This window comes from Microbacterium sp. T2.11-28 (assembly GCF_950097975.1).
Taxonomy (GTDB): Bacteria; Actinomycetota; Actinomycetes; order Actinomycetales; family Microbacteriaceae; genus Microbacterium.
Genome location: NZ_CATNHF010000023.1, coordinates 30736 through 51052 on the forward strand (window position 1 = coordinate 30736; position 20317 = coordinate 51052).

15 protein-coding genes are annotated in these 20317 nt (G+C 72.2%); 13 read left to right on the top strand and 2 right to left on the bottom strand.

Features of this window, described 5'->3' with window-relative positions; all coding sequences use genetic code 11:
* Positions 1–3 precede the first annotated feature (3 nt).
* Positions 4–756 (top strand): DeoR/GlpR family DNA-binding transcription regulator, encoded by a 753-nt coding sequence (locus QQZ13_RS09810; protein ID WP_284528853.1) that lies wholly within the window; start codon positions 4–6, stop codon positions 754–756.
* Positions 757–766: 10 nt separating this feature from the next.
* On the opposite strand, the gene QQZ13_RS09815 is transcribed toward QQZ13_RS09810, so the two are convergent.
* On the bottom strand, positions 767–2299 hold the full coding sequence (locus QQZ13_RS09815) for an FAD-dependent oxidoreductase (protein ID WP_284528854.1): 1533 nt from the start codon (positions 2297–2299) through the stop codon (positions 767–769).
* Positions 2300–2566: 267 nt separating this feature from the next.
* Here QQZ13_RS09815 and QQZ13_RS09820 point away from each other — a divergent pair, with 267 nt between their 5' ends.
* From QQZ13_RS09820 to QQZ13_RS09845, 6 genes are all read left to right on the top strand, one after another.
* On the top strand, positions 2567–3442 hold the full coding sequence (locus QQZ13_RS09820) for a carbohydrate ABC transporter permease (RefSeq protein WP_284529166.1): 876 nt from the start codon (positions 2567–2569) through the stop codon (positions 3440–3442).
* The gene (locus tag QQZ13_RS09825; RefSeq protein ID WP_284528855.1) at positions 3442–4386 is read left to right on the top strand and encodes a carbohydrate ABC transporter permease; all 945 of its coding nucleotides are present in this window, start codon (positions 3442–3444) and stop codon (positions 4384–4386) included. The genes QQZ13_RS09820 and QQZ13_RS09825 overlap by 1 nt, the downstream gene beginning before the upstream one ends.
* 160 nt (positions 4387–4546) lie before the next feature.
* Positions 4547–5932, top strand: a complete 1386-nt coding sequence (locus QQZ13_RS09830) for an ABC transporter substrate-binding protein (protein WP_284528856.1) — start codon at positions 4547–4549, stop codon at positions 5930–5932.
* A gap of 66 nt (positions 5933–5998) precedes the next feature.
* Complete coding sequence (locus QQZ13_RS09835; RefSeq protein ID WP_284528857.1) at positions 5999–8524, top strand: hypothetical protein; 2526 nt, start codon at positions 5999–6001, stop codon at positions 8522–8524.
* Positions 8525–8534: 10 nt separating this feature from the next.
* Positions 8535–10412 (top strand): ABC transporter ATP-binding protein, encoded by a 1878-nt coding sequence (locus tag QQZ13_RS09840; protein WP_284528858.1) that lies wholly within the window; start codon positions 8535–8537, stop codon positions 10410–10412.
* Between the two features lie 4 nt (positions 10413–10416).
* Positions 10417–12168, top strand: a complete 1752-nt coding sequence (locus tag QQZ13_RS09845; protein ID WP_284528859.1) for an ABC transporter ATP-binding protein — start codon at positions 10417–10419, stop codon at positions 12166–12168.
* A gap of 33 nt (positions 12169–12201) precedes the next feature.
* Here QQZ13_RS09845 and QQZ13_RS09850 read toward each other — a convergent pair whose 3' ends face one another.
* On the bottom strand, positions 12202–13665 hold the full coding sequence (locus tag QQZ13_RS09850; protein WP_284528860.1) for a GH1 family beta-glucosidase: 1464 nt from the start codon (positions 13663–13665) through the stop codon (positions 12202–12204).
* A 96-nt stretch (positions 13666–13761) separates the two neighbouring features.
* Between QQZ13_RS09850 and otnK the strand changes: the two genes are divergently transcribed.
* From otnK to QQZ13_RS09880, 6 genes are all read left to right on the top strand, one after another.
* Complete coding sequence (otnK, locus tag QQZ13_RS09855) at positions 13762–15021, top strand: 3-oxo-tetronate kinase (protein ID WP_284528861.1); 1260 nt, start codon at positions 13762–13764, stop codon at positions 15019–15021.
* Positions 15018–15692, top strand: coding sequence for a class II aldolase/adducin family protein (locus QQZ13_RS09860; RefSeq protein ID WP_284528862.1), 675 nt, complete (start codon positions 15018–15020; stop codon positions 15690–15692). Before otnK ends, QQZ13_RS09860 begins: the two co-directional genes overlap by 4 nt.
* Positions 15693–15834: 142 nt before the next feature.
* Positions 15835–17082 (top strand): extracellular solute-binding protein, encoded by a 1248-nt coding sequence (locus QQZ13_RS09865; RefSeq protein ID WP_284528863.1) that lies wholly within the window; start codon positions 15835–15837, stop codon positions 17080–17082.
* Between the two features lie 73 nt (positions 17083–17155).
* Positions 17156–18034: a carbohydrate ABC transporter permease gene (locus tag QQZ13_RS09870; protein WP_284528864.1), complete on the top strand. Its 879-nt coding sequence runs from the start codon at positions 17156–17158 to the stop codon at positions 18032–18034.
* Positions 18021–18875 (top strand): carbohydrate ABC transporter permease, encoded by an 855-nt coding sequence (locus tag QQZ13_RS09875; protein WP_284528865.1) that lies wholly within the window; start codon positions 18021–18023, stop codon positions 18873–18875. The genes QQZ13_RS09870 and QQZ13_RS09875 overlap by 14 nt, the downstream gene beginning before the upstream one ends.
* Before the next feature lie 13 nt (positions 18876–18888).
* Entirely contained in the window at positions 18889–20316 is a 1428-nt protein-coding gene (locus QQZ13_RS09880) for a glycoside hydrolase family 5 protein (protein ID WP_284528866.1), read from the top strand.
* Position 20317 lies beyond the last annotated feature (1 nt).

Consider the following 20317-nt stretch of genomic DNA (forward strand, 5'->3'; position numbering starts at 1 on the left):
CGCATGCGCTACACCGGAGCACCCGAACGTCGCGCGGAGCTGCTGCGGATGCTCGCCGCCGAGGGGTATCTCGCGTCGGCCGACGCGGCCGAGCGCATGGGCGTCTCGGAGATGACGGTGCGGCGCGACCTCCAGCGGCTCTCCGACGCGGGACGCGTGCGCCGGGTGGCGGGCGGGGCCACCCTCGCCGGGGCCGCACTGCCGTTCGAACGGCGCACGGCGGTCGACGCCTCGTTCAAGCGGCTGGTCGTCGAGGCCGCCGCCGCCGAGCTCGAGGGCGCCGACGTCGTCGCCCTGGACGCCGGCACGACCGTGGCCGCGATGACGGCGCTCGTGCGCGCGCGCACGGTGGTCACCCACTCCCTGCCCGTGGTCACGGCGCTCGCCGGACGCCGGCCCGACGCCCTGATCTGCGCCGGCGGCGAGTACCAGTCCGATACGCGCGCGTTCGCCGGACCGATCGCCGAAGCCGCGCTGCGATCGGTGCGCACCCAGGTCGCCGTGCTGTCGGCGACCGCGATCACCGCCGACGGGCTGTGGGGCACCAGCACGCTGGACGCGGCCATCAAGAGGGTCCTCGCCGAGCAGGCCGACCGCGTCGTCGTGGTCGCCGACGGGGCGAAGATCGGCGGCAGCGCGCCGGTGCGCATCATGGACGTCGAGCGCGCCGACGTGCTCGTGACCGACTCGCGCGCCGACACGGCGGTGCTCGACGGCATCCGCGCCCGGGGCGTCGCGGTGCGCATCGCCGGCTGACACGGCGGGCTCACACACTCAGCACGGCGCCGTCGTCGCGCAGGCGCTGCTGGAGCAGCTCCACGTCGAGGGCGTGGAGCGGGACGCCGGTGCGCGACGCCAGCGCGGCGGCGGTCCCGGCGGCCTGGCCGAGCATCTGGTACTGCGGCTCCATGCGGATCGACGAGAAGGCGACGTGCGAGGCCGACACGCACACGGCGGCGAGGAGGTTGCCGCACTCCTCCCGCCGGGGCAGGAGCGCGCGGTAGCCGATGCCGTAGACCGGCACCGGCACCGACAGGTAGCCCTCGGTGAACACCATCGCGACCGGCCGCGGGTGCTCGTGCACCCACCGCCACGTGCGCTGGACCTCGCGGATGTCGAGGTGGTACGAGCCCAGGGCCACGACGTCGCGCGGCAGCCGTCCCGCCCGGAGGTCGTGCTCGGTGAGGACCGCCTCGCCCTGGAGGCGGCGCGCCTCGCGCACGTAGAGCTGGTGGGGCAGGTGCCCGGTGTCGGCGAACTCGTCGGCCGGCAGTCCCCAGCGCTGCATCTCGCGCCGCACGTCCCGCGGCACGCCGGGGTCGTTCGCGAGGAACCAGAGGAAGTCCTCGGTGTGCGCCAGATGGTGGCGGCGGATCTCCTCCCGCCGCCCCGCCGAGCCCGCGGGGTACTCCCACGCCGTCCGGTCGAGCACGCTCAGGGAGAACGGACCGAGGGAGTTGCCGTCGGCCTTCCCCCCGGGCAGGTTCGGCTCGAGCCCGAGGTAGCGGCCCGCCGGCTGCACGTCGCCGCGCCGCTCGGCATCGCGGAACAGCCGTCGCCCGAGCTCCCAGTGCGCGTCGTCGAAGCCCTCGCGACGGCGGAAGGGGATGCGGTCCGCCGCCGTCGTCAGGCAGACGCGGTACCCGTACGACATGACGCCGCCGTCGCCCTCGCCGACCTCCGCCGGCGGACCCGGTGCGATCTGCGGGAGGAGCGCCCCCTCCTCCTGCCCGGACGCATCGTCGCGGAACGGGGAGATCCACGCGGGCGTGCTGTGCCGTCCGGGGAGGAGCTCCTGGCGGCCCGCGAACCGCTCGCCGTGCAGCGCGCGGGACTCGCGGCCGATCGCGCAGGTCGCGCCCGCCGCGGCGAGCAGGTCGCCCTCGTACGAGGCGTCGACGAAGACGGCGCCGCGGACGAGCGTGCCGTCGCCCAGCCGGAGCCGGTCGATCCGGGTGTCCTGGAGCGAGACGTCCCGGAGCTCGCAGTCGACGACCACCTCGACGCCGGCCTCGTCGAGCCAGGAGAGGAAGATCTCCTCGGCGACCCGGGGCTCGGGTCCGGCGTAGCGGCCCACCGCCACCCCGTAGTGTGCGGCGACCGCGGCGCGGAACTCGGCCGCCATGCCGCCGAGGGCACGGACGTCGCCGACGTCGGTGTAGCCGAGCCCGCCGCTCATCATGCCGCCCACGTGCGAGCCCGCGACCAGCAGGACGGTGGTCGCGCCGACCCGTGCGGCGGCGACCGCGGCGCAGACCCCGGCGGCCGTCCCGCCGTACACGATGACGTCGGCGTCCATGGTGTACCCGCTTCCCGCCCGACCGTCACCCCGGTTGCCAAGGGGCGGGTTCAGGCTTATAGTCGGTGCAATGTGGTAACGATGCCACACTACATGGACGACCAGTGGAGGAAGCACCATGTGCGTCGAGACCGGGATGAGGACGAGACCGTGAGCGCAGGGGCCGGCGTAGCCGCCGACGCGCTCGCGACAGAGGCCGCACCGCGCCGCCGCGGCGAGCGCGCACCCAGGACGAAGCGTCCCCGGGAGCGCTACAACCGCCGCGAAGTGGTGGCGGGGTACCTCTTCATCGCTCCGTGGATGGTGGGGTTCCTCGTCTTCACGGCGGGCGCCATGGTCTACAGCCTCTACATGTCCTTCAGCGACTACAACCTCGCGACCAATCGCGCCCGTCCCGTCGGGTTCGACAACTACGCCCAGCTGTTCGAGGACCCCAAGATCGCGCTGTCGCTGGCCAACACGCTCTTCTACGCCGTGCTCGCCGTGCCGCTGGAGATCGTCGTGGCGCTCGCGCTCGCCATGCTCCTCAGCCGCATGACGCGCGGTGCCGGCTTCTTCCGCACCGTCTACTACCTGCCGAAGATGACGCCCGCCGTCGCCACGGCGACCCTCTTCTTCCTGCTCCTCAACGGCAACACCGGCGCCATCAACCAGTTCCTGCGCATCTTCGGGATCGAGGGGCCGCAGTGGCTGATCGACCCGGCGTGGGTGAAGGTCAGCATCGTGCTGATGTCGCTGTGGGCGGTCGGCGGCACGATGGTGATCTTCCTCGCCGCCCTGAAGAACGTGCCCGTGGAGCTGTACGAGGTCGCCTCGATCGACGGGGCCGGGGCGGTCCGCAAGTTCTTCTCGATCACCCTGCCGATGATCTCTGGGGCGATGTTCTTCAACGTCATCGTCCTCTCGATCGCCGCCTTCCAGATCTTCGACCAGGCCTACGTCGTGTTCTGGCGGGACCAGAGCAACTCGTCGCCCGATGCGGCGCTGTTCTACGCGATCTACCTGTTCCAGCAGGCGTTCCGTCAGTTCAACTTCGGCTTCGCCGCGGCGATGGCCTGGCTGCTGTTCGTCATCATCATGATCATCACGCTGATCCAGGTGAAGTTCGGCAACCGATTCGTGTACTACGAGGGGAACCGTTGATGGCCATCACCCAGCAGACTCCGGGGGCCGCGCTGCCCTCCCCGGAGGCGGCCGTCTCGCTCGCTCCGACGCCCCCTCGGCGTCGCCGCCGCTGGCGCGGGCCGCAGACCGGCCTCGGCAAGGTGCTCCTGTGGATCGTGTCGGCCGCCGTCGCGATGCTCTTCCTGTACCCCTTCGCGTGGCTGGTCGCGGCCAGCTTCAAGCCGCGCGGCGAGGTCTTCGACAACCGGCTCATCCCGAACACGTTCCTCCCGAGCAACTACGTGGACGTGTGGAATCAGCTGCCGCTGCTGAGCTGGATGTTCAACAGCATCGCGATCGCGCTGCTCGCGGCGACAGCGGTGGCCGTCTCGAGCTCGATCGTCGCCTTCGGCTTCGCCTACTTCCGCTTCCCCGGTCGAAATCTGCTCTTCGGGCTCGTCATCGCGACGATGATGCTGCCCGGTGCCGTGACCATGATCCCGATCTACCTGATCTGGAAGGAGACGGGGATGCTCGGCACGTGGGTGCCGCTGTGGGGCATGAACCTGTTCGGGTCGGCGTTCTACATCTTCCTGCAGCGCCAGTTCTTCCTGGGTCTCCCCAAGGAGCTCTTCGAGGCCGCCCGTCTGGACGGCGCCAGCTACTGGGGGATGTTCTGGCGGATCGCGATGCCGCTGTCGATCCCGTCGTTCATCATCGTCTTCCTCTTCGAGTTCCAGGCCAGCTGGAACAACCTGCAGGCGGCGCTCATCTACCTCAACGCCGGCACGCCCGACGACTTCACCGCCCCGCTGGGGCTCGCCTATGCCATGACGAAGTACAGCCCCACCAACGGCGGGCAGGGCGACTACCAGTACGTCATGGTGGCGGCGCTGGTGGTCACGGTGCCCATGCTCATCATGTTCGCCTTCGGGCAGCGGTACTTCATCCAGGGCATCGCGACGACCGGAACCAAGGGCTGACCCGATTCGCCCCTGTGGCATCGATTCCAGCTCGACTAGATCACAAACCGATAAACACGCGGAATCCCCGTTGTAGAGCCCGGGAAATCTCGCTACATTGTGTGGGAAGGTTCCCACATTTTGCAGTCGGATACCGGGGGCAGCGGAGTAGCCGCCCCTGATGGAAAGGAACGAGATGCGCAAGCGCATTGTTGGTCTGGTGGCGATCGGTGCGGTTGCCGCACTGGCCCTCACCGGTTGTGGTGGCGGCGGCGAGGAGGAGGGCGCTCCCGAGAGCGGCATCGACTTCTCGGCGGAGCCCACCGGAACGCTCAACGCCTGGGGCTTCGAGAACGCCGACGACGTCGGCCAGTCCCGCCTGGACTACGCCGCCGAGCAGCTGTCCGACGTCGACATCGAGCTCGACGCGACGGCGTTCGACGTGCAGAAGCTCACGACCCGCATCGCCAGCGGCGACGTCCCCGACGTCGTCCAGATGGATCGTCGCTACGTCGCCCAGTACGCGTCGCAGGGTCTCATCGAGCCGCTCGACTCGTGCTTCGAGGCGCAGGGCGTCGACCCGTCCGAGCAGTGGTACCAGTCGGTCGTCGACGACGTGACGCTGGACGGCTCGGTGTGGGCGGTCCCGCAGTTCTACCAGCCGCCGGCGATCCTCGTGAACATGACCGTGCTCGACGAGGCGGGCCTCACGCCCGAGGACATCGACACCTCCGATCCCGACCGCCTGATCGCGGCCGTGGAGAAGATGTACCAGGAGAGCGGCGGCGTGCCCACGCGTCTGGGCTTCGACCCGGTCTCCACCGGCCAGGCCGAGCTCTGGGTGCTCGGTCAGGGCGGCCAGCTCGCCGACGAGAACGGCGCCCCCACCCTCGACGACCCGAGCAACGTGGCGGGCCTCGAGCTGCTGAAGCGCATCAACGACGCACAGGGCGGCTTCGCGAAGGTGAAGAGCCTGACCGACTCGTTCGACACGTTCGGCGAGAACAACCAGTTCGTCGCCAACCAGGTCGGCGCGCAGGTGAACGCCCAGTGGTACCCGAACGTGCTCTCGCCGTACGTCGACAAGATCGACATCCAGGCGGTGCCGTTCAAGGACGCCGACGGGCAGCCGTTCTCCGTGGCCTCCGGCACGTCGTTCGTCGTCCCGGTGGGCGCCAAGAACCCGGCCGCGGCCTGCGCCTGGATGATCAACCTCACGTCGCAGGACGCGTGGCTGGCAGCCGGTGACGCCCGTGGCGAGACCCGTGCCGCCGACGGCGGCATCAACACCGGCCTGTTCACCGGTTCGCCGGCGGCCGACGAGGCCATCCGCGACCAGTGGGTGAAGCCGTCGGGCAACGACAACTTCGACCAGGTGATCTCGACCTACTACGACGTCGTCGGCTACGGCCTGACGTTCGGCGCCTCGCCGGCGGGTCAGACCATCCAGACGGAGCTGAACAACGCCGTGGGCGCCGCACTGCTCGGTGAGAAGTCGATCGAGGACGCCCTGGCCGACGCCCAGACGGCGGCCATGCGGGCCTACGAGAGCGCCACCGCCGAGTAAGGATCGCAACCGTCACGAGTGGGCGGGCCGGCACCCGACCGGTCCGCCCACTCGTCCGGGCACATCATGGCCATTCGACAGATCCTGCTCGTCGCCCACACCCACCACGACGTGGGGTACACCAACAGCCCGCGCATCATCGACCGGATGCACGCCGAGATCGTCGACCGCGTGATCGACCTCGCCGACGCCGATGCCTCGGACGCCGATGCCCCCGACGCCTTCCGCTGGACGTTCGAGGCGGCCCGGCCCGTGCTCCGCTTCCTCGCCGGCGCAGCGCCCACCCGCCGGGACCGGCTCATCAGCCTCGTGAGGTCGGGCCGGCTCGCCGTCACGGGCGGCCAGCTGAACATGACGCAGCTGCCGGGCGCCGCCGAGTACGACGCCGCCTATCGGGCGCTCGGCCCGCTGCGAGACGCGGGCATCGCCCCGCGCACCCAGCAGCACGGCGACGTGAACGGGATCTCCTGGGGCACGGTCGACCAGATGCGCGACGCCGGCATCACGCGGCTCGTGATGGCACTGAACCCCGATCACGGACGTCCGCCGTTCACCCAGCCGTCGGGCTTCCGGTGGCGCGGTCCCACCGGGCGCGACGTGTTCGTGTGGCTGTCGACGCACTACGGATTCGGCGAGGAGTGGGGCATCGTCGACGGTGACGTCGACCTCGCCGAGCGCCGCATCTCCGCGTTCGTCGACGGGCTCGGCGCACGCGAGGACTACCGCTGGAGCACGGCCGTCGTGCACGCCGGCAACGACAACCGCTGGCCCACCGCGCGGTACCTGGACGTCATCCGGGACTGGAATGCCCGCCACCCCGACCTCCCCATGCGCTCGGCGACGATGGACGAGGCCCTCGACGAGCTGGAGCGCGAGAACGGCACCGACCTTCCCGTCTTCGGCGGCGAGTGGGCGGACTGGTGGGCCCACGGCCACGGATCGACCGCCCGCGAGGTGGCCGTGTACCGCGAGGCCCGCACGTTCCAGCGCCAGGCCCAGTCCGCGCTCGCGCTCGCGCGGCTGCACGGGGTCGACGGCGCGCGCGTGCCGCTGGCCGAGGTGCTCGGCTACCGCCGCGGTCCGGTGCGGCTGCGCGACGACGACACCCTCGACCGCGATCTCGCGCACGTCGACGAGCAGCTCCTGCTGTACGCCGAGCACACGTGGGGGAGCTGGGAGACCTATTCCGCGGCGCACTCGAACTTCACGCACTCCCACCACAACGCCACTTCGGGCTACGCGTACGACGCCTTCGATCACGCCCGGGATCTCGCGATCGAGGGATGGTTCCGCGCCGTGCACGCCGGCGACGCGGACCCCGGCGCCGGACCGGCGTCGCGGATCGTCGCGCTCAACGGCTCCGAGCGGGCCCGCCGCGAGATCGTCGACGTCGAGGTCGACGGCAGCCGCCGGGCGCGGGCGCTCGTCGACGCCCCCGCGTTCGGCTCTGTCGCGGTGCCGACCCCCGAGCCCGGGAGCCCCGTCCCCGTCTCGGGCCCGGTGACCGTGGGCCGCTACCGGGTGGAGATCGACCCCGCACGCGGCGGGATCGTCTCGCTCGTCTACCTCCCGACCGGCCGGGAGCTCGTCGATCCCGCCGTCGGACACGGACTCGGCGCGGTGATCACGGAGCTCGTGCCCCCCGGCGCGGACCACCCCATGCTCACGGAATCCCCGAAGCTGTTCCATCCCGACTTCCCCGGCCCGGCCTTCGAGCGACGGGCCTCCTCCGGCGAGGGCGGCGTGGAGCTCCTGCGGAGCGGTCCGGTCAGCCAGCTCGTCTGGCGCGGCGCGGTGACCGGCATCCCCGGGATCGTCGCCACGCTGACCGTCGCCGACGATCACGACGACGTCGACCTCGACGTGTGGCTGACCAAGCCCGAGAGGTTCGGACCGGAGAGCGTCTTCGTCGCCTTCCCGTTCCTCGTGCCGGGTGCGCGGTTCCTCGTCGAGACGGCCGGTGCGGTCTTCGAGGCCGACGCGGAGCAGCTCCCCGACACGAGCAAGGACTGGTACTCCCTCCAGCACGCGGTCGGGGTGGTCGGCGACGATCCGGCCGCCGGCGTGCTGTGGGGCACTCGCGATGCGCCGCTCGTCCAGCTCGGCGGGATCCACACCGGCGCCTGGGCGCGGGAGCTCGACGTGCGCGGCGGTCAGGTGAACAGCTGGCTCATGAACAACCTCCACTTCACGAACTTCCCCGCCCGCCAGGAGGTGACCCGCACGTTCCGGTACCGGCTGCGTCCCGCCCCGGGTGTGACCGCGGCGCACGTGCGCGCGTACGGCCGCGACCTCCTCGAGCCGCTTCAGGCCCGCCACCACCGGGGTCCGCTCGTCCGGCCCGCCGAGGCCCCGCTGCGCATCGAGCCGCGGGATGCGCTGCTGGTGGAGCTCGCCCCCGCCCCCGCCGGCGAGGTGCGCGTCACGCTGCGCAACCCGGGAGGGGCGCCGGTCGTCGGCCGGGTGGAGCTCGACCCCCCCTGGGAGGTCGTGGCGGCCGGCGACGCCGGCGACGCCGCTGCGGTCGACGTGCCGGCCCGCGGGAGCGTGGAGCTCGTCGTGCGACCCCGTCCTGTTGCCGAAGGAGAGTGACCCTCCCGCCGTGACCACGTCGCCGATCGTGACCGTGCCCCCGATCGACTCCGCGCTGCGCCTGCTGCGCTGGCAGGCCGCGCGCCAGCCCCGCACGCTCATCGGCGGCGTGGTCTTCGGGGTCGCCTGGATGCTGTGCCAGGTGGCCTGGCCCTACCTGCTCGGCCGCGCGATCGACGCCGGCCTGGCGGACGGACTGCGCGGGGTCGCCCCGTGGACCGGGGCGCTGGCCGCGGTCGCGGTGGCGCAGGCGTCGTTCGTGGTGCTGCGCCACCGGATGGCGGTGTCGAACTGGCTCACCTCGTCGCTGGCCGTCTCGCGGCTCGTGGGTCACCACTCCGCGCGCACCGGGACGGCCATCAAGACCGACACCTCCGCCGGAGAGGTCGCCTCGACCGTCGTGAACGACGCGCTGCGGGTCGGGGAGATGTTCGACGTGACCGCCCGCTTCTCGGGCGGCGTCGTCGCATACGTGGCCGTCGGCATCCTCTCGCTGTTCACCTCCGTCTCGCTCGGGCTCTTCGTGCTCCTCGGCATGCCGGTGCTGGTGGCGCTCCTGACGCTGTTCGTGCGCCCGCTGCAGCGGCGCCAGGCCGCGTGGCGCTCGGAGCAGGGTGCGCTCGCCGACCTCGCCGCCGACACCGTCGTCGGGCTCCGCGTGCTGCGCGGGATCGGCGGCGAGGACCAGTTCGTCGCCCGCTACCGTCACCGCTCGGACGAGCTGCGCGATCGCGGCGTCGCGGTGGGGCGGCTGGCGTCCTGGCTGGACGGGCTCCAGGTGCTGCTGCCGGGTCTGTTCGTGGCCGGCGTCGTCTGGATGGGCGCGCGGCTCGTGCTGGCGGGGGAGATCACCGCGGGGGAGCTCGTCACCTTCTACGGCTACGCGGTCTTCCTCCTCCTGCCGCTGCGGACCACGGTCGAGGCGGCGATGGCGTTCACGCGCGGGTTCGTCGCCGCCGACCGGGTGCTCGGGGTGCTCCGCGTCGGCCGCGCCGTCGCCGACCCGCCCGTCCCCGAGCCCGCCCCCGCCTCCGCGGCCGAGCTCGTCGACGTCGCCTCCGGCGTCGTCATCGAGCCCGGGCTGTTCACCGGCCTCGTCGACGTCGACGGCGACGCGGCCGCCCACGTGGCGCGACGGCTCGGACGCTTCGACGACCGCGACCATCGCGACGCCCCGGTGCTCTGGGGCGGTGTCGACCACACCCGTGTGCGCGTGCGCGACGTCCGCAGCCGCATCGTCGTCAGCGATGCGACTCCGCACCTGTTCACCGGGCGTCTGCGCGACGGGCTGGACGTGCAGCGGACGCGCGGCGCCCACCGTGCGGGCTCCGCGGACGCCCGCCGGCGCCAGATGGAGCGCGCCCTCGAGGCCGCGGCGGCCCACGACGCGGTGGCGTCGCTCCCGGCGGGGCTCGACGAGCCCGTGCCCGAGCGCGGGAGCGTGCTGTCCGGCGGCCAGCGCCAGCGCCTGAGCCTCGCGCGCGCCCTCCTGTCCGACGCCGAGGTGCTCGTGCTCATCGAGCCCACCAGCGCGCTCGACGCGACCACGGAGGCGATGGTCGCCGCCCGGCTGCGTCGCGAGCGCGAGGGACGCACGACCGTCGTCGTCTCCTCCAGTCCGCTGCTGCTCGATCAGATGGACGTCGTCCGCGTGCTGCGCGGCGGCGAGGTCATCGGATCGGGATCGCACGGCGAGCTGCTCCGGCGCGACGACGAGGTCGCCGAGGCGTACCGGGCGCACGTGGCGCGCACGGTGAGCGACGCCGAGCCCGCCGGCGACGCCGCGCTCGACGCGGCCTGGACCGGCGCGATCGAGACGCTCTGGCGGGGGGCCGTGGAGACCGGGGCGATCCCCGTCGTCCGCGACCGATCCGAGGACGGCGAGTGACCGCATGACTCTCCCCATCGCCGACGGTGCCGGCGTCCGCCGCGCCGCCCGCACCCTGGTCTCCCGCCACCGGGGGGCGCTCGCCGTCGTCCTGGTGCTCCACGCCCTCGGGGCGGTGGCCGGGCTGGCCGGGCCCTGGATCATCGGGCGCCTGATCGACGCGATCTCGCGCGGAGCCGCGGACGGCACCCTCGTCGACCTGATGTTCCTCCTGCTGGTCCTCGCCGTCGCCCTTCAGGCCGTCCTCACCCGCTTCGCCCAGTTCGCCTCGCTGCAGCTCGGCGAGACCGTGTTCGCCCGGCTCCGGGAGGACTTCATGGGGGCGGTGACCGCCCTCCCGCTCTCGGTGGTCGAGCAGGCGGGCACGGGCGACCTGCTCTCGCGGACGACGAACGACGTCGACGCGGTCGCGCAGACCGTGCGCTTCGGGGTGCCCCGCGTGCTCGTCACCGGGATGACCGCCCTGCTGACCGCGGTGGCGGCGGCGCTCGTCAACCCGCTCCTCGCGCTGGTGCTGCTCACCGGGGCGCCGCTGCTGGTCATCGGGACGCGCTGGTACATCCGGCGGGCCGGTCCCGCGTACCGGCGCCAGCTCGCCTCGTACGGGCGGCTGGTGGGCGTCATCGGCGAGACGGTCGAGGGGGCGCCGACGATCGACGCGCTGGATCTCGCGCAGTCGCAGCAGGTCAAGATCGACCGCGCGCTCGCCGAGCGGCGCAGCGCCGAGTGGCACACGCTCGGTCTTCGGAGCATCTGGTACCCCCTCACCACGCTCGGACTGCTCCTGCCCGTGATCCTCGTGCTGCTCTCCGGCGCCGCGCTGATGTCGCTCGAGCTCGCGACCGCCGGCCAGGTGGCGGCGATCACCCTGTACGCGATGCAGCTCGCCGGCCCCGTCGAGGAGCTCGTGAACTGGATGGACCGCCTCCAGGTGGGCGTGACGGCGCTTGCGAGGATCCTCGGCGTCGGCGAGGTCCCCGCCGACCGCGAGAGCGGGACGGAGGAGCCTGCCGACGACCGCCTCGAGGCGGAGCAGGTGGGGTTCGCCTACCGTCCCGGGGTGGATGTGCTCCACGACGTCACCTTCGCACCGGCCGTCGGCGAGCGGATCGCGATCGTCGGGCCGTCGGGGTCGGGCAAGTCGACGCTCGGTCGCCTGCTGACGGGGATCACCGCTCCGACGCGCGGCAGCGTGCGGCTCGGTGGCGTCGATGTCATGCGCCTTCCGCTTCCCGTCCTGCGCGGGCGGGTGGCACTGGTCACGCAGGAGCATCACGTGTTCGTCGGGTCCCTCGCGGACAACCTGCGGCTCGCCGCACCCGCGGCCCGGCGCGCAGACCTCGACGCCGCCCTCGAGGTCGTGGGCGCCCTCGGGTGGGTGCGCTCCCTGCCCGACGGGCTCGACACGGTCGTGGGCTCGGGCGGGGTCGTCCTGACGCCGGCGCAGGCCCAGCAGCTCGCCCTCGCCCGCCTCGTGCTGCTCGATCCGCACACCCTCGTCCTCGACGAGGCGACGTCGCTCATCGACCCGCGCGCGGCGCGCGGGCTGGAGCGGGCCCTCGATCGCGTGCTGGAAGGGCGGACGGTGATCGCCATCGCCCACCGCCTGCACACGGCCCGCGACGCCGACCGCGTCGTCGTGATGAGCGGCGGGCGGGTGATCGAGAGCGGTTCGCACGACGAGCTGCTCGACCTCGGCGGCGAGTACGCGGCGCTGTGGGCGTCGTGGCACGGCGGGGCCGAGCCGCACGACTGAGCGGCCGGACGGCGGGAGCGACCGCCGGCGGGCTCAGCCGAACGCGCCGAGGCTGTCGACGAGCGTGCCGGCGTCCGGCGCCGTGCCCTCCCGCCCGACGACCCGGCCGGCGCGGACGATCTCCGCGTAGTGCCGCGCGCTGTCCTTCGGGATCCGCTCGCCGGTGCGGAAGTCGACGTAGACCAGTCCGAAGCGGGGCCGGTAGCCCAGTGCCCACTCGAAGTTGTCCAGCAGCGACCAGTGGAGGTACCCGGCGACGTCCGCCCCCTCCTGCATCGCGGTGCCCATCGCCTCGATGTGCGCGCGGAGGTACTGGATGCGCCGGACGTCGTGGACCTCGCCGTCGTGGGTGGGGGAGTCGCCGTAGATGGCCCCGTTCTCGGTGATCAGGAGCGGGGTCCCGGGGTACTCGCGGTGCAGCCGCCGCAGGAGGTCGGTGAAGGCGCCGGGGACGATCTCGGTGCCCTCGTCGGTGCGGGGGACCTCCCCGGCGGTGCCGACCACCTTCCACGGGAACGGCCTGCCGGGACCCGGCTCGGCGGCGGCCATCACCCGGTGCGTGTAGAAGTTCACCCCGAGGAAGTCCGATCGCCCCCCGATGGCCTCCTCGTCGCCGGCGCGGACGATGTCGTCGATGCCGCCGCCGATCGCGCGATCCCAGTGGGCCCGCATGTCGTCCGGGTACCCCTCGCCCAGCAGCGGATCGAGGAACCACCGGTTGACGTAGCCGTCGGATCCGTGGGCGGCCGCGAGGTCGGCGGGGTCGTCGGAGGCGGGGACGCACGGCAGCAGGTTGAGCCCCGCTCCGATCCGGCCGCTCGTCAGCGGCCTCATCGCGTCATAGGCGGCGCCGTGCGCGAGGAGCACGTGGTGTCCCGCGGCCAGCGACCCGCGCAGGTCGCGGATGCCGGGCGCGTGGAGTCCCAGCTGGTAGCCGAGGAGCTGGATGATCCAGGGCTCGTTCTGCGTGATCCACCAGGGGACGCGGTCGCCCAGGCGGTCGGCGACAGCCACGGCGTACTCGACGAAGGCGTCGACGCTCGACCGCCCCATCCAGCCCCCGTCCGACATCAGCGCCTCGGGCATGTCCCAGTGGTTGAGCGTGACGACCGGGGCGATGCCCCGCGCGAGCATCTCGTCGATCTGCCGCTCGTAGTGATCGAGACCGCGCGGCTCGACGCGTCCGCGCCCCTCCGGGACGACCCGCGACCAGGCGACGGAGAATCGGTAGGCGTTGAGGCCGAGGTGCTCGACGATGTCGAGGTCCTCGCGCCACCGCGCGTACGAGTCGCAGGCGATCCGCGCGTCCCCGCCGCCCTCGATGGCGCCCTCACGGGCCGCGAACGTGTCCCACACCGACACCCCCCGGCCGTCCGTCTCGAGCGATCCCTCGATCTGGTACGCGCTGGTCGCCGCTCCCCAGAGGAACCCCTCCGGGAAGCGGAACGTGGCCGAACGGTCCTCGGGGGAACCGTGCTCGGGAAAGCGCAACGTCATCGTCTGCCCTTCGGCGCTGCGGTCTGCGACCGGCGGCGGATAGAATGTGGGAACGATCCTACATCGACCGTGGATCAGGACGGGAGGAGTCCCCGGATGCTCGGAGCCATCGCCGACGACGTCACCGGAGCCGTCGATCTCGCCAGCAACCTCGTGTCCCGCGGATACCGCGTGCGCCTGCGTTTCGGGGCGCCCCGCACGCGCGTCGACGCCGGCGACGCGGACGCGGTGGTCGTCGCGCTCCCCACGCGCACGGCGCCCGTCGCCGACGCGGTCGCCCTCAGCACCGCGGCGCTCGACGCGCTGACCGAGGCCGGTGCCGACCGGATCTACGTCAAGTACTGCTCGACCTTCGACTCGACCCCCGCGGGCAACATCGGCCCCGTGTGCGACGCGATCCTCGATCGCGTCGGCGCATCCTTCACCGTCGTGGTCCCCAGCTTTCCCGCCAACGGCCGCACCGTCTTCCAGGGCCACCTCTTCGTCGGCGAGGTCCTGCTGAGCGAGAGCTCGCTCGCCACCCACCCCCTGACGCCGATGACCGATCCGAACATCGTGCGGGTCCTGCAGCGGCAGACCTGTGCCGCGGTGGGGCTCGTGCCGTGGCAGACCGTCGCCCAGGGGAGCCGCGCTGTGCGTGCGGCGTTCGCCGCGCTCGCCGGTCGCGGCATCCGCTACGCGGTCGTCGACGCGATCTCCGACGACGACCTCGCGACCGTCGCCGATGCCTCGAGCGAGCTGGCCGTGATCACCGGCGGGTCGGGCCTCGCCCTCGGCCTCCCGGTCCGTCCCGGGGCGGCCGCCGCCGCGGCGCCGGAAGCCGCGCTCGTCGGCCCGCGGCTCGTGCTGGTCGGGAGCGCCTCGCAGGCCACGCGCGCGCAGCTCGCACACGCCGAACGGTCGGGGGTGCCCGTCGTACGCCTCCCGCTCGACGACCCGGGCTCCGGCGTGGACGCCGCGCTCGCTCGCCTGTCCGAGCAGGCGGCCGCGGATCCGGACGCCCTCGTCGCCGTCGCCCCGGAGGCGTCGGACGCTCCCGTCGAGGCGACCACCCGCGCGGGCGCCGAGCGCGCGGCCGCCCTCGAGCGCGCCTTCGGTCTCCTCGCGCGCCGATTCGTCGAGGCGGGCGGACGACGCCTCCTCGTCGCGGGCGGTGAGACCTCGGGCGCCGTCGTGGCCGCGCTCGGCATCGACGAGCTCCGCCTCGGCGAGGTCATCGATCCCGGCGTCGCGTGGACGTATGCGGAGGCCGGGTCGCCCGCGGGCGACGCTCGGGCACCGGTCGCCCTCGCCCTCAAGTCCGGCAACTTCGGCGGCGAGCGGATCTTCACCGACGCGTGGGAGCTGCTGCGATGACCGCGGGCGGCGACGCGGCGCCGGACGCCGTGATCGGCGATCTGATCGCGTCGGCACATCACCTCGCGGCACTCGGGCTGAGCCCGGGGACCTCCGGCAACGTGAGCGTCCGCGTCGGATCCGAGATCCTCGTGTCGGCGACGGGCGCCGCGCTGGCGGAGCTCGACACCGACGATCTCGCGGTGCTCGACCGCGAGGGCGCGCTCGTGCGCGGCCCGCGGCCGACGAAGGAGTGGCCCCTCCACCTGGCGCTGTACCGGCGGTCGCCGGAGGTGTCGGCGGTCGTGCACCTGCACTCGCCGGCCGCGGTCGCGGCCTCGTGCCTGCCGCCGCACTCGCACCGCAGCGCGCTTCCTCCCGTCACCCCCTACTTCGTCATGCGCGTCGGGCAGACGCCCCTCGTCCCGTACGCGCACCCGGGGGATCGCTCGCAGGCGGAGGCCGTCGAGCGCCATCCGGTGGACTTCCGTGCCCTGCTGCTGCAGAACCACGGCTCGGTGGTCACCGGAGCGAGCCCCGCCGAGGCCGCCGCGCGCGCCGTCGAGCTGGAGAGCGCGGCCGACACGGTCCTGCGGCTCGCGGGTCTTCCGGCCGTCTTCCTCGACGACGCCGCGGCGCAGGACCTCGCCCGGGCCTACGGCTCGCCGTGGGGCGGAGACTCCGCTCCGTAGTCCTCGTCGCGCACTTATTCTTCGTGCTTGACAAAGGTGAAGAATAAGCAGGAGACTGTGGCTGGGCGAGAGTCCGAGCCCGCACAGCATGCGCGCCGCATCGACGCACGCGCACGAGAACCCTTCCGGGAAGGAAACCTCAATGAAGAGCATCCGCATGGCGGCACCCGCGCTGATCGCGGTGGGCGCACTGGCGCTCGCCGGCTGCACCACGTCGGAACCGGCGGGCGAGACAGCCGATCCGGGCAGCCTGACCGTCTGGATCATGGGCGACAGCTCCGAGAACTTCGACGCCCTCGTGGCGCCGTTCGAGGAGCAGTCGGGGGTCGACGTCGAGACGGTCGCCGTGCCGTGGGACGCGATCGACCAGAAGTTCACCACCGCCGTCGCCTCGGGCGAGGGCCCCGACGTGCTGCAGATCGGCGTCTCGAAGCTGCGCACCTTCGCCGACAGCGGCGCCCTGCTCGAGCTCGGCGCCGACACCGTGGCCGACTACCCGAACCTCGCGGCCGGCAACTTCCTCGACGGCGTCGCCGGCGAGGCGACCGCGATCGGCGGGAAGGTCGTCTCGCTGCCGTGGGTGTCCGACACGCGCGTGCTGTTCACGCGGACCGACATCCTCGCCGAGGCGGGCATCGACGCACCGCCGGCGACGTGGGAGGAGCTGCGCGCCGACGCCAAGACCCTCGCGGCCCGCGGGGATGGCCAGTACGGCTACTACATCCCGCAGTGGGACAGCGCGCTCCCGGTGGTCATGACCTGGGACCAGGGCGGCGAGATCGTCGACGGCGACGGGATGGTCGATTTCGACACCCCGGAGTTCCAGCAGGCCGTCGACCTGTACACGGGCCTCTACGCCGACGGCAGCGTGCCCACCAACAGCGACTTCGACCAGACGCAGGGCTTCGTCTCGGGCGCTGCGCCGATGCTCGTCAGCGGACCGTACCTGGCCGGCGCCATCGCCGATGCCGCACCCGAGCTCGAGGGGAAGTGGACGGTGACGACGCTGCCGACCGCGGCGGCCGGCACCTCCCTGCTCGCCGGCTCCAACCTCGGCGTCTGGGGCTCCACGAAGAACGAGGAGGGGGCGCTCGAGCTCCTCGACTTCCTGTCGGCTCCCGAGACCCAGGTCTCGTGGTTCGAGTCCGACGGCCAGCTCCCCACGGTGAAGGCGGCGCTGTCCGATCCCGCTCTCGCCGCAGATCCGCTCGTCGAGGTCTACTCGCAGCAGCTGGCCGATGCCCGGCTCCTTCCGCTCGTCCCGAACTGGGACGGCGAGACCGGCAAGGCGCTGCTGGACGCGCTGAACAGCATCGTGCTCACCGGCGCCGACCGCGACCAGACGCTGGACGCCCTCTTCCAGGCGACGAGCGGCACCTCGGTCAACTGACCCGACGGCGGGGCGCGGCCACCACCGCGCCCCGCCTGCCCGCCCGTCGTCGCGACCGAGCCCACGGAGGGCCATGAAGACCCGACTCACCGGCTACGCCTTCATCACGCCGGCGATGCTGCTGCTGATCACCTTCGGGGTGCTGCCCATCGCGGTCGCGATGGTGGTGAGCCTCACCGACATGAATCTCGCCGGCCTCGGCGACTGGTCCCGGATCCGCTTCATCGGAGCCGACAACTACGCCGCGCTGTTCGCCGACCGCGCGTTCTGGCAGGCGATGGGCAACACCGCGCTGTTCGCCGTGGTCGGCGTCCCGGCCGTCGTGGGGCTGTCGCTGCTCATCGCGCTCGGCCTGAACGCCTCGCAGGGGCGCTTCTTCCGCGCGCTGCGCTCGTTCTACTTCGTTCCCGCGATCACTGCGATCGTCGCCGTCGCACTCGTGTGGGGCTACCTCTTCAACACCCAGTTCGGCCTCTTCAACCACCTGCTCTCCCTCGTCGGGCTGCCCCCGGTGCCGTGGCTGTCCGACCCGGTGGTGGTGAAGTTCTCGGTGGTCTGGGTGGCGGTGTGGCGGGGCATCGGCCTCAACGTCATCATCCTTCTCGCCGCCCTCCAGGGCGTGCCGAAGGAGTACCTGGAGGCGGCATCGATCGACGGCGCCTCCCGGGTGCGGCAGATCGTCTCGATCGTGCTCCCGCTCCTGCGGTTCGCCCTGTTCTTCGTCACCATCACGACGATCATCGCGTGGCTCCAGTTCTTCGACGAGCCGTTCGTCCTCACCAAGGGCGGACCGCTCGGCGCGTCCACGTCGATCTCCCTCTTCCTGTACCAGAAGGGGTTCTCGGCGAGTCAGTTCGGCTACGCGAGCGCCGGATCCGTCGTCCTCTTCGTCATCATCGCGGTCGTCACCGTGGTGCAGCTGCGCGCGCGGAGGTCCGATGTCGACTACTGATCCCGTTCGTCGACGGCGCGCCCGGTCCCGGGTGCGTCCCGGCACCGTCGTGCTCGGCGCGCTCCTCGCCGCGGGGGCCCTGCTCACCGCCTTCCCCTTCCTGTGGATGATCTTCGGCTCGGTCAAGCCGCGCAGCGAGTCGGTGGCCTATCCGCCGCAGCTGCTCCCGCAGGAGCCGACCTTCGAGTTCTTCGTCGAGCTCTTCACGAAGCTCGATTTCGGCCGCTACCTCGTCAACACGCTCCTCATCGTGGCGATCTGCATGGTCGGGCTGCTGCTCATGGCGGCCGCCGGCTACGGCTTCGCCAAGTTCTCGTTCCCCGGGCGCGACGTGCTCTTCTTCCTGGTGCTCGTCACGATGATGATCCCCGGGCAGGTCACGATGATCCCGAGCTACCTGATCCTCAACGGGCTGGACCTCACCAACACCCTGATCGGGATCGCGCTGCCGATGCTCGTCTCGGGTTTCAGCGTGTTCCTGTTCCGCCAGTTCATGACGACGATCCCCGACGAGGTCATCGAGGCCGCGCGGATGGACGGGGCGGGGGAATGGCGGATCTTCCTGCGCATCGTGCTGCCCATGTCGGGGCCGATCCTCGCCGTCCAGGTGGTGCTGACCTTCATCGCCGGGTGGAACAGCTTCCTCTGGCCCCTCATCATCGCCAACGACCAGCGGCTCTACACCCTCTCGGTCGGCCTGTCGCTGCTGAACCAGCAGATCGCCACCAACCCCGCGCTGCAGATGGCGGCCTCCACCCTCATGGTCGTGCCGATCCTCGTCGTCTTCGTCGTCTTCCAGCGCTACATCGTGCAGGGCTTCGCCCTCTCCGGACTCAAGTGAGGAACGCCCCCCGATGACCACGACCCGCACCGGCTTCGTCCATGCCGAGGGCACGCAGCTCGTCGACGACCAGGGCCCGATCCTGCTGCGCGGCGTCGGACTCGGCAACTGGCTCCTCCCCGAGGGATACATGTGGCGGTTCGGCGACGCGCTGGCCTCGCCGCGCCAGATCGAGGCGCGCATCGGGGCGCTGGTCGGCGCGGACCGCGCGGGCCAGTTCTGGCGCCGGTTCCAGGACGGCTTCGTCACCGAGCACGACATCGCGCTGATCGCCGCGCAGGGCTTCGACCATGTGCGCCTGCCGCTGAACGCACGGGTGCTCCAGGCCGATGACGGGACGTTCCTGGAGCGCGGGTTCGAGCTCGTCGACCGTGCGGTGCGCTGGTCGCGCGCGCACGGCCTGCGCGTGCTGCTGGACCTGCACGGCGCGCCGGGCGGCCAGACGGGGACCAACATCGACGACTCGCCCCGGGGCATGCCCGAGCTGTTCATGGAACGCGGGTACCGCGACCGCACGATCGCGCTGTGGGAGGAGCTGGCGCGCCGCTACCGCGACGAGCCCGCCGTGCTGGGCTACGACCTGCTGAACGAGCCGCTGCCCAACGCGTGGCAGCACCGTTACGAGGGCGAGCTGGTCGCGCTGTACCGCGACCTCACCGACGCGATCCGCGCGATCGACGAACGCCACCTGCTGATGTACGAGGGCAGCCACTGGGCGACCAACTGGCAGCCGCTGGCGGACCGTTTCGACGCCAACCAGGCGCTGCAGTTCCATCGCTACTGGTGCGCGCCCGACCGCACGAGCATCGCCCCCTACCTCGCCGCGCGCGAGGCGCTGCGCACCCCGATCTACATGGGGGAGGGCGGCGAGAACACGCCCGCCTGGATCTACGCCGCCACCCGGCTGTACGAGCGGCACGACATCGGCTGGAACTTCTGGCCGTGGAAGAAGCTCGACACGCGCACCTCTCCGCTGTCGATCCGCACCCCGGCCGGATGGGAGCTCATCGCCGACCCGGCCGCCGGCCCCGACGGCGACCGGGCGTGGACGATCCTCGACGACTACCTGGCGGCGATGGCCGCGGACCGCTGCGACGTGCGGGAGCCGGTGCTCGACGCCCTCTTCGCCCGGGCCCCCCTCACCCTCCCCGGGTGGGCCGGTGCCCGGGGCGACGAGGCGGCCATCGCCGACACCACGACGGCGCCGGTCCCTGACGCCGTGTGGGATCGCCCGTCGGGAGCGCCCTACGCCGACCTCGAGGTGCCGGGCAGCCGCCTCGCGGCCGGCGACACCCTGCGGTATGCCCTCGCCGAGGGGCCCGTCACCTGGACGGTCGACGCCGACGATCCCGGTGCGATCGAGGTGCGGCGCGCGGACGGGGCGCTCCTGCTGACGGCGCTCGCCCCGGTCGTCGTGCGCGCTGTGACCGTGGGACCATGAC